Below are 8,682 nucleotides of genomic sequence, written 5' to 3'. Positions count from 1 at the left end.
AAAACTGCACCTCCAATTGTTAGACTGTGTCTAACAATTGGGGTGCAGTTCATTTGCTGGCATTCTCTTTTTTTATTTCTGTAATTGTGCATACTACATAGTAGTTATGATAGAAAAGGGGCTGTTATATGCTTGTAAGGCTTGGTTACGTTGCGATGAGTGTGCATTTGAAGAATGCATCCCCATCTCAAACGATGACGTACGCACAGTTTCAGAAAATAGATGATCGTGATGCTGCAATTCGTAAACTTGAAAGAATTGCTAATTCCAATTTGGAAAATTGTTTACGTTTATTAAAGCATAATAAGGGACATGACATATCTTTCTTTCGGCTTAGTTCTAAGCTCATTCCTTTAGCGAATCATGAGGAATTGCTAGAGTGGAACTATATTCGTCCTTTAAAAGAAAAATTGAAAGAATTAGGTGAATATGCAATTCATATGAATATGCGAATTGATTTCCATCCAGATCATTTTGTTGTACTAAATTCACCTGAGGAGAGTGTTTTTAAACAATCTGTAAAGACACTGCAGATGCACAAAAAATTATTAAAAGGCATGGGGATTGAACATAAGCAACGATGTGTACTGCATGTTGGAGGAGGGTATAAAGATAAAGAACTTGCATTAGAGCGTTTTATAGAGAATTGGTCTAATGTCCCAAGGGGTATTCAAGAAATGATTATATTAGAAAATGATGATACAACTTTTACGTTAGAGGAAACATTATATTTAGGAGAAAAATTAGATATTCCCGTCGTGTTTGATTTGCATCACCATATGATGAATAATGAGCAAGAAGATTGGTATGAAGATTGGGCACGTGTTGTTCATACGTGGGAAACATCTTTGTTGCCGGTTAAAATGCATATTTCTAGCCCTAGAGAGGGAAAAGATCCAAGAGCTCATGCAGATTATATTAATGTAGACGCATTTTTATCTTTTTTAAGAAGGATAAAGGGAAGTGTTCCGCAAATTGATTGTATGATTGAGGCGAAGATGAAGGATGAGTCTTTATTTCAATTAATGAGGGATTTAAGCGAACAGGTAGATGTAGAAATTATCGATGGTGCAAGCTTTTATATTAAATAAGCTTTGCACCATCGTTTTTTTTTGTTAAAAAAGGAGTTAAAATGCCGCCGGTTATTAAACCTGTTAAATGACTGATCGGATTGGCGGAAGGATTAAAGAAAGTAAATAGCAGTAATAGAAGTATCATAATTGAGAAAATGGCAATTTCTTTTGGTTTTGAAGAGCGGTATCGATTGTACAATAAAAATAATTGTGCGCCTAATAGTCCGAAAATACCACCTGATGCACCTGCGTGAATATATTCAGGAGGCATAATAATATAAGAAGAAATATTTCCAGAAATTCCAGAAAGAAAAAATAGAATAAAAAAAGAAAAGTGTCCGAGTTGCTTTTCAATAGAAGAACCAAGTGCAAACAAAAAAATACTATTAGAAAGAAAATGTTGTAAGTCTACGTGTACCAGAAGGGAAGTTATGACACGCCACCATTCTCCTTTAGCGATATATTCATTAGAGGCTGCCAGTGGGAAGAGGAAAAAGTCGCCTAATATCATCATGACTAAGTGAATAAAAAGTAAGGTGAGAATAGTCGGTTGTAAAGAAATCTGAGTAGATCTTATTAGCATACGGTTACTATCACCCCTTTTGCATCAGAAAGATTCTCTGTTATTCTTATCAATATGAAAGAAGAAAGTTAAATAGAAGAAGGGGATTTTGAAATGATTATAGGGATTGGAATCGATATTATTGAATTAAATCGTATTGAAAAAATGCTAGATGGAAAGCTTAAATTTATGGAACGTATTTTAACAGAAAATGAACGTAATGTTGCTATGGAGCTGAAAGGAAGTCGTCTTACAGAGTTTGTAGCTGGAAGGTTTGCAGCGAAAGAGGCGTATTCAAAAGCTGTAGGTACTGGTATCGGGAAAGAAGTGAGCTTTTTAGATATTGAAGTGAAAAATGATGAAAGAGGTAAGCCGATTCTGATTACAAGTACAGAGTATGTTGTTCATTTATCGATTAGTCATAGTAAGGAATTTGCTGTTGCTCAAGTTGTTTTAGAAAGCTCGTCACGCTAGTCTGCATATTTTATATCTTTGTCTCATATATTTGAGGTAGCGATAAGGAAGGTACATCTTCCATTCATTTATAGGGGCAAAGGGGCTGAAGTGATGAAAAGGCGTCTGTTTTTAGTTCTTGTCGGTTTGTTGACCGTTTTTGTGTTGGCGGGTTGTGTGGAAAAGAAACAAGATGATGTCGTGAGAGATTTAGAAGCGAAAGTAAAAGGGATGAAAAGTTATCAAGCTGAAGCGAAATTATCTATTAAAACAGGAAATGAGCCTCAGGAGTATAATGTAGAGATTTGGCATAAGGAACCGTCTTTTTATCGTGTGAATTTAAAGAATGCAAAAAAAGATCAGAGCCAAATCATTTTAAGAAATGAAGAAGGTGTATTTGTATTAACGCCAGCACTTAATAAGAGCTTCCGTTTTCAAAGTGATTGGCCGCAAAATAGCAGCCAGGCTTATTTATATGAATCACTTGTAAGAGATATTTTGCAGGATAAGAAAAACCTTACTTTCGAGAAAACAGATAAGTATTATATTTTTAAAACAAAAACAAACTATCAACATCAAAATATGTTGCCGAAACAAGAGATTACGCTGAAGAAGAGCGATTTGACTCCAGTTTCAGTGAAGTTAATGGATAATGATCAAAATGTTCTTGTGAAAGTAGATTTCTCTAAGGTGAAATTCGATGCGAAATTTGATAAAGGTGCATTTGATACGAAACAAAATATGTCTAGAGCGCAGGTAGATGTTCAAACAACAGCGAAAGAAGAAAAACCGTTTGCTATTTTGTATCCACTTGATACACCGCAAGGTATGACTTTGCAAGATGAAAAAGAGTTGAAGACAGACAGTGGCAAGCGTGCGATACTCACATACACTGGAAATAAGAAATCCTTTACTTTAATACAAGAAAAGGCAAAAGTTGCAGAGGCTTCATCAGCGGTAAGTGTAAGTGGAGAACCAGTTGATCTTGGGTTTACGATTGGTGCATTGACGAAAGACTCTGTAACGTGGTCGCATAACGGAGTAGAATATATGCTCGTGTCTAAAGGTTTAGAGCCGAAGGAGCTACTAATGGTTGCTCGTTCAGTTACAGCGAAGCAGGTGAAGTAAACTTCTTAGACGTGGTGATATATGTGCACCACGTCTTTTCTTAGTTTGAAGGTGGATTTCATAAAAGAAGCATATAAAAGAATAAGCTTCGCATATCGTGTATAAGGAAGTGTATTTATGGAAGAAGCACCATTTTACCGTGACACTTGGGTAGAAGTGGATTTAGATGCCATTTATAACAACGTTACGCATATTAAAGAGTTCATCCCAAGTAATGTAGAGATTTTTGCTGTAGTTAAAGCAAATGCATATGGGCGCGATTATGTACCGGTGGCTAAAACGGCATTAGAAGCGGGTGCAACAAGGTTAGCAGTTGCTTTTTTAGATGAAGCTTTAGTGCTTCGGAGGGCTGGTATTACTGTGCCGATTTTAGTGTTAGGTCCCTCGCCGCCGCGTGATGTAAATGTAGCTGCTGAAAATGATGTAGCGCTAACTGTTTTTCAAAAAGAATGGGTGGACGAAGCAATTAAACTTTGGGATGGTTCATCTGTAATGAAATTCCATATTAACTTTGATAGTGGTATGGGGAGAATTGGAATACGTGAAAGAAAAGAACTGAAAGCATTTTTAAAGAGTTTAGAAGGTGCACCGTTTTTAGAGTTAGAAGGAGTATACACGCATTTTGCAACGGCAGATGAGGTTGAGACTTCATATTTTGATAAGCAATATAACACGTTCTTAGAGCAGTTAAGTTGGTTGAAAGAATTCGGAGTGGATCCTAAGTTTGTCCATACAGCTAATAGTGCTGCCACGTTACGTTTTCAAGGGATTACATTTAATGCAGTGCGAATTGGGATTGCAATGTATGGATTATCTCCTTCTGTAGAAATACGTCCTTTTTTACCATTTGAATTAGAACCGGCGCTATCACTGCATACGAAAGTAGCTCATATTAAACAGGTGATTAAAGGTGATGGAATTAGTTATAATGTCACTTACCGAACGAAAACTGAAGAATGGATCGCGACTGTAGCGATTGGTTATGCAGATGGATGGCTTAGAAGATTACAAGGATTTGAAGTGCTTATAAATGGTAAAAGGGTACCGATTGTAGGGCGAGTAACAATGGATCAGTTCATGATTCATCTTCCTTGTGAAGTGCCACTTGGTACGAAAGTTACGCTTATTGGAAGGCAGGGGGATGAGTATATTAGCGCTACAGAGGTTGCGGAATATTCAGGGACTATTAATTATGAAATTATTGCAACGATCAGTTTCCGTGTGCCAAGAATATTTATACGGAATGGTAAGGTTGTAGAGATAATTAATTACTTGAACAATATATAGAAGGTAGTATGATTGCTTCTTGTCATTGGAGTGACTGTTCATTGCTGGATAATAAGCTCTTTTTGATGAGAAGCTTTTTACTTATAATCATTTTTTATATAAGTTACACGTAAGTTTTGAAGAGGAGTTCTATTGTTTTTAGTTAGTTATGAGATAAAAAATTTAAGAAGATGAATGTTTTGTTTGTGAATTGGAAAACATAAGCAAGGAATAAGGAAGTCTTTGCAACAGGCTCCATACAATGGTATTATTACAATAGGTGTCATATATATATTTGGGTGTGTAGTTGACGGTGGAGGTGTATTTTTGTGTCCGAATCAAGTGTAACTACTGAAATCGTGGTTCGGTTGCCAAAGCAAATGGTAACGGAATTGGACGGAATTGGAAAACAAGAGAATAAGAATCGCCATGAACTAATTTGCCAGGCAACACAATTGTTATTGCGTCAACATAAGACGAAGAAACGCTACCAACATGAATCAATGCGACGTGGGTATATTGAAATGGGAAAAATTAATCTTGGTATTGCATCTGAAGCTTTCTTAGCGGAGTATGAAGCAGCTCATACAGTAGAACGCTTAGTTAGCGGGGGGTAATATTTTGATTGTAAAACGCGGCGACGTGTATTTTGCAGACCTTTCCCCAGTTGTTGGTTCTGAGCAAGGAGGCGTTCGTCCGGTTCTTGTCATTCAAAATGACATCGGAAATCGTTTTAGTCCAACGGTGATTGTAGCGGCTATTACTGCACAGATTCAAAAAGCGAAATTACCCACTCATGTGGAAATTGATGCGAAAAAGTATGGTTTTGAGAGAGATTCTGTTATTTTACTTGAGCAGATTCGAACAATCGATAAGCAACGCTTAACGGACAAAATCACTCATTTAGATGAAGTGATGATGAGTCGTGTAGATGAAGCGTTACAAATTAGTTTAGGACTAATAGATTTTTAAATCGGCAGTTTAAGTTGCTCTCTTTGAAGGGCAACTTTTTTTTATTATAGAGGAGGTTACGGTTGTATATGGAAATGGTAGATAATCGACAAGCGTTAATGAAAATGTTAGTGAAAGAATTAGGCTTTAGCGAAAAGCAAGTTCGTCATGTTATTCAATTAACAGAAGAAGGTAACACAGTTCCATTTATTGCTCGTTACCGAAAAGAATGGACAGGCTCTTTAGATGAGGTGCAAATTCGTGCGATTTTAGAGAGATGGCAATATATGATGCAACTTGAAGATAGGAAGGAAGAAGTTATTCGTCTTATTGATGAGAAGGGAAAACTGACAGGAGAGCTAAGACAGCAAATTGTTAAAGCTACAAAGTTGCAGGAAGTAGAAGATTTATATCGTCCATATAAAGAGAAAAGAAGAACGAAAGCAACGATTGCAAAAGAAAAAGGGTTAGAACCGTTAGCTGAATGGTTATTGTTATATAAGAAAGAAGAACCGGCTAAAAAGGCAGTGGAATTTATTAATGCAGAGAAAGAAGTGCAATCTGCAGAAGAAGCTTTACAAGGTGCACAAGATATTATTGCAGAAATGATTTCAGATGAAGCTGCGTATCGTAGTTGGATTCGAAATGTTACTTTTAGAAAAGGTATTATGTCTTCGTCTGTAAAAGGTGAAGAAAAAGATGAAAAGAATATATATGAAATGTATTACAGTTATGAAGAACCATTGCAAAAAGTAGTACCGCATCGTGTATTAGCAATGAATCGCGGTGAGAAAGAAGATATATTGAGAGTTTCTGTTGTCCCACCAGTAGATGAGATATTAAATTTCTTATATAAGAAAGTAATTCGTGATAACGATTCTAAAAGTGCGCATTATGTACAATTAGCGATTGAAGATGGTTATAAACGATTAATTCAATCTTCAATTGAAAGAGAAATTCGTAAAGAATTAACAGAAACAGCTGAAGAACAAGCGATACATATTTTCTCTGAGAACTTACGTAACTTATTATTACAACCTCCGATGAAAGGGAAAGTCGTGCTAGCGGTAGATCCGGCATATAGAACTGGTTGTAAATTGTCTGTAGTAGATGATACGGGGAAAGTACTACATATTGATGTTATTTATCCGCATCCGCCTGTTCGTAAATATGATGATGCAAAAACGAAAGTTCTTTCTATTATAGATAAATATCAAGTTGAAATGATTGCAATTGGTAATGGGACAGCATCTAGAGAAACAGAAGAATTTATAGTAGATGTATTACAAAGTGTGAAACAGGACGTCTTTTATATTATTGTAAATGAAGCGGGTGCTAGTGTATATTCAGCTTCTGATTTAGCCCGTGAGGAATTCCCAAATTTACAAGTTGAAGAGAGAAGTGCCGTTTCTATTGGAAGACGTCTGCAAGATCCACTTGCTGAACTTGTGAAAATTGATCCTAAATCAGTTGGGGTTGGACAATACCAACATGATGTATCTCAAAAGAGATTGAATGAGTCATTAACATTTGTAGTAGAGACAGCTGTTAACCAAGTTGGGGTTAATGTAAATACGGCTTCGGTTGCATTGTTACAATATGTTTCAGGTTTATCGAAAACTGTTGCGAAAAATATTGTGGCAAAGAGAGAAGAGGATGGGAAATTCACAAAGCGCACGGAACTAAAGAAAATCCCACGTTTAGGTGCAAAGACGTACGAACAATGTATAGGTTTCTTGCGTATATTAGAAGGAGCGAATCCATTAGATCGAACAGGTATTCATCCCGAACAATATAAAAATGTTGAATTGTTATTGAAGAGTTTAGGGTTATCGATAGATGACGTAGGACAACCGCAATTACAAAAGAGATTGGAAGAAGTGGAGATTTCTAAGTTGTCTCAAGAAACGGGAGTTGGGGAGCCGACGTTAGTTGATATTATAGATGCGCTCATTAGCCCGGAACGAGATATGAGGGATGAGTTGCCTAAACCACTTCTGAAAAAAGGGATTTTGAAATTAGAAGATTTAAAACGTGGTATGGAACTAGAAGGAACAGTGCGTAACGTTGTTGATTTTGGTGCTTTTGTTGATGTAGGCGTAAAGCAAGATGGTTTAGTGCATATTTCTAAGCTTAGTAAACAGTTTGTAAAGCATCCGTTAGATGTTGTATCAGTAGGACAAATTGTAAAAGTATGGGTAGATGATATTGATACAAAAAAGGGACGCGTTGCACTATCTATGTTGCCGATTGAATAGTAAGAGAAGAGAGCAGATGAAACTGCTCTTTTTTTATAGAATAAAAAGTGTAATGGATTATGAGTTTTGATGTATTTTGCTATAATAAAACCAGCATTCATTTAGCAATTTAATTTGATACCGGTTTTTTTCGAAATATGCACGTTGCATCTGTTTTTTTAGCCACGTAGGCATAGGAATCCCTCCTTGTTTAATCCTACTCTCAAAAATCTAAAGTGCTATTGATGAGAGGTTGGTGAGTGGATTTCTATTCATGTTGTGTTTTTAGAAACCACGCGTCTTGAATGAGGATGGGTATATGTACTATTTAATATATGTATAAGAAGCGTGAAAAGTGTAAAAATATTTTTTTGTTTAGGAGGAATGAGAATGGACGAGGAAGAAATTCAACGGCTAGTGGAAGAAGTATCGCTACAATACTTCGGAATGCCATTTTTACATAAAGCAACGTTCAATAGTAGGCTGCGTACAACTGGTGGGCGTTATCTGTTGAAGAGTCACAATGTTGAACTGAATTATCGATATTACGAAATGTATGGTAAGGAGGAGTTAATCGGAATCATCAAACATGAACTGTGTCATTATCACTTGCATATTACAGGAAGAGGGTATAAGCACAGGGACAGAGATTTTCGTGAGTTGTTAAAGAAAGTTGATGCACCGCGTTTTTGTAAACGAATGATTAATGAAGAGAAGGAAAAAAAGATTTATAAGTATGAATGTATGGAGTGTTTACTTCAATATGTAAGAAGGCGTCAAATAAATACAAAAAGATATGTCTGCGGAAAGTGTAAAGGGAAACTCAAACCGATATCGAAAACATCTTGACAGTAAAAACGCAATCCAGTATATTATAAACATGTCACGTTTGAACAAGATGTTGTTAAAAACTTCTTGACTTACAGAAAGAATTTTTATAAGATACAAATTGTCTTCATTATTCCGCAGTAGCTCAGTGGTAGAGCTATCGGCTGTTAACCGATCGGTCGTA

At 36.2% G+C, this 8,682-nt stretch carries 10 protein-coding genes; 8 read left to right on the top strand and 2 right to left on the bottom strand.

Annotated elements, in window-relative coordinates; translation table 11 throughout:
* Positions 1-128: 128 nt before the first annotated feature.
* Positions 129-1,091, top strand: a complete 963-nt coding sequence (gene uvsE / locus ACODS7_RS29755; protein WP_000961146.1) for a UV DNA damage repair endonuclease UvsE — start codon at positions 129-131, stop codon at positions 1,089-1,091.
* Here uvsE and ACODS7_RS29750 read toward each other — a convergent pair.
* Positions 1,084-1,656, bottom strand: a complete 573-nt coding sequence (locus ACODS7_RS29750; protein WP_000908525.1) for a rhomboid family intramembrane serine protease — start codon at positions 1,654-1,656, stop codon at positions 1,084-1,086. The genes uvsE and ACODS7_RS29750 overlap by 8 nt on opposite strands.
* 93 nt (positions 1,657-1,749) lie before the next feature.
* Between ACODS7_RS29750 and acpS the strand changes: the two genes are divergently transcribed.
* From acpS to ACODS7_RS29720, 6 genes are all read left to right on the top strand, one after another.
* Positions 1,750-2,109 carry a holo-ACP synthase gene (gene acpS / locus ACODS7_RS29745; protein ID WP_000583418.1) on the top strand — a complete coding sequence of 120 codons (360 nt, stop codon included), beginning with the start codon at positions 1,750-1,752 and terminating at the stop codon, positions 2,107-2,109.
* A gap of 93 nt (positions 2,110-2,202) precedes the next feature.
* Positions 2,203-3,216 (top strand): LolA family protein, encoded by a 1,014-nt coding sequence (locus ACODS7_RS29740; protein ID WP_488828285.1) that lies wholly within the window; start codon positions 2,203-2,205, stop codon positions 3,214-3,216.
* 117 nt (positions 3,217-3,333) lie between these two features.
* On the top strand, positions 3,334-4,503 hold the full coding sequence (gene alr, locus ACODS7_RS29735) for an alanine racemase (protein ID WP_243169276.1): 1,170 nt from the start codon (positions 3,334-3,336) through the stop codon (positions 4,501-4,503).
* 308 nt (positions 4,504-4,811) lie between these two features.
* A complete protein-coding gene (locus ACODS7_RS29730) occupies positions 4,812-5,099 on the top strand; it encodes an antitoxin EndoAI (protein ID WP_000004570.1) in 288 nt (95 codons plus the stop codon).
* A 4-nt stretch (positions 5,100-5,103) separates the two neighbouring features.
* Positions 5,104-5,454 (top strand): type II toxin-antitoxin system endoribonuclease NdoA, encoded by a 351-nt coding sequence (ndoA, locus tag ACODS7_RS29725; protein WP_000635965.1) that lies wholly within the window; start codon positions 5,104-5,106, stop codon positions 5,452-5,454.
* Between the two features lie 68 nt (positions 5,455-5,522).
* Positions 5,523-7,691 (top strand): Tex family protein, encoded by a 2,169-nt coding sequence (locus ACODS7_RS29720; RefSeq protein ID WP_142333837.1) that lies wholly within the window; start codon positions 5,523-5,525, stop codon positions 7,689-7,691.
* 57 nt (positions 7,692-7,748) lie between these two features.
* On the opposite strand, the gene cmpA is transcribed toward ACODS7_RS29720, so the two are convergent.
* Positions 7,749-7,865: a cortex morphogenetic protein CmpA gene (cmpA, locus tag ACODS7_RS29715; RefSeq protein WP_001143640.1), complete on the bottom strand. Its 117-nt coding sequence runs from the start codon at positions 7,863-7,865 to the stop codon at positions 7,749-7,751.
* Positions 7,866-8,060: 195 nt separating this feature from the next.
* On the opposite strand from cmpA, the gene ACODS7_RS29710 reads away from it, so the two are divergent.
* Positions 8,061-8,519 (top strand): SprT family protein, encoded by a 459-nt coding sequence (locus ACODS7_RS29710; RefSeq protein WP_016083957.1) that lies wholly within the window; start codon positions 8,061-8,063, stop codon positions 8,517-8,519.
* Positions 8,520-8,682 lie beyond the last annotated feature (163 nt).

The sequence above is a fragment of the Bacillus sp. FG16 genome (genome assembly GCF_057809515.1).
This window is presented reverse-complemented; position numbering and strand designations above follow the sequence as displayed.

What these genes read in the sequence shown, in the direction of transcription:
- uvsE (WP_000961146.1), top strand. Translation starts at nt 129, where the DNA reads ATGCTTGTAAGGCTTGGTTACGTTGCGATGAGTGTGCATTTGAAGAAT.
- ACODS7_RS29750 (WP_000908525.1), bottom strand. Translation starts at nt 1,656, where the DNA reads ATGCTAATAAGATCTACTCAGATTTCTTTACAACCGACTATTCTCACC.
- acpS (WP_000583418.1), top strand. Translation starts at nt 1,750, where the DNA reads ATGATTATAGGGATTGGAATCGATATTATTGAATTAAATCGTATTGAA.
- ACODS7_RS29740 (WP_488828285.1), top strand. Translation starts at nt 2,203, where the DNA reads ATGAAAAGGCGTCTGTTTTTAGTTCTTGTCGGTTTGTTGACCGTTTTT.
- alr (WP_243169276.1), top strand. Translation starts at nt 3,334, where the DNA reads ATGGAAGAAGCACCATTTTACCGTGACACTTGGGTAGAAGTGGATTTA.
- ACODS7_RS29720 (WP_142333837.1), top strand. Translation starts at nt 5,523, where the DNA reads ATGGAAATGGTAGATAATCGACAAGCGTTAATGAAAATGTTAGTGAAA.
- cmpA (WP_001143640.1), bottom strand. Translation starts at nt 7,865, where the DNA reads ATGCCTACGTGGCTAAAAAAACAGATGCAACGTGCATATTTCGAAAAA.
- ACODS7_RS29710 (WP_016083957.1), top strand. Translation starts at nt 8,061, where the DNA reads ATGGACGAGGAAGAAATTCAACGGCTAGTGGAAGAAGTATCGCTACAA.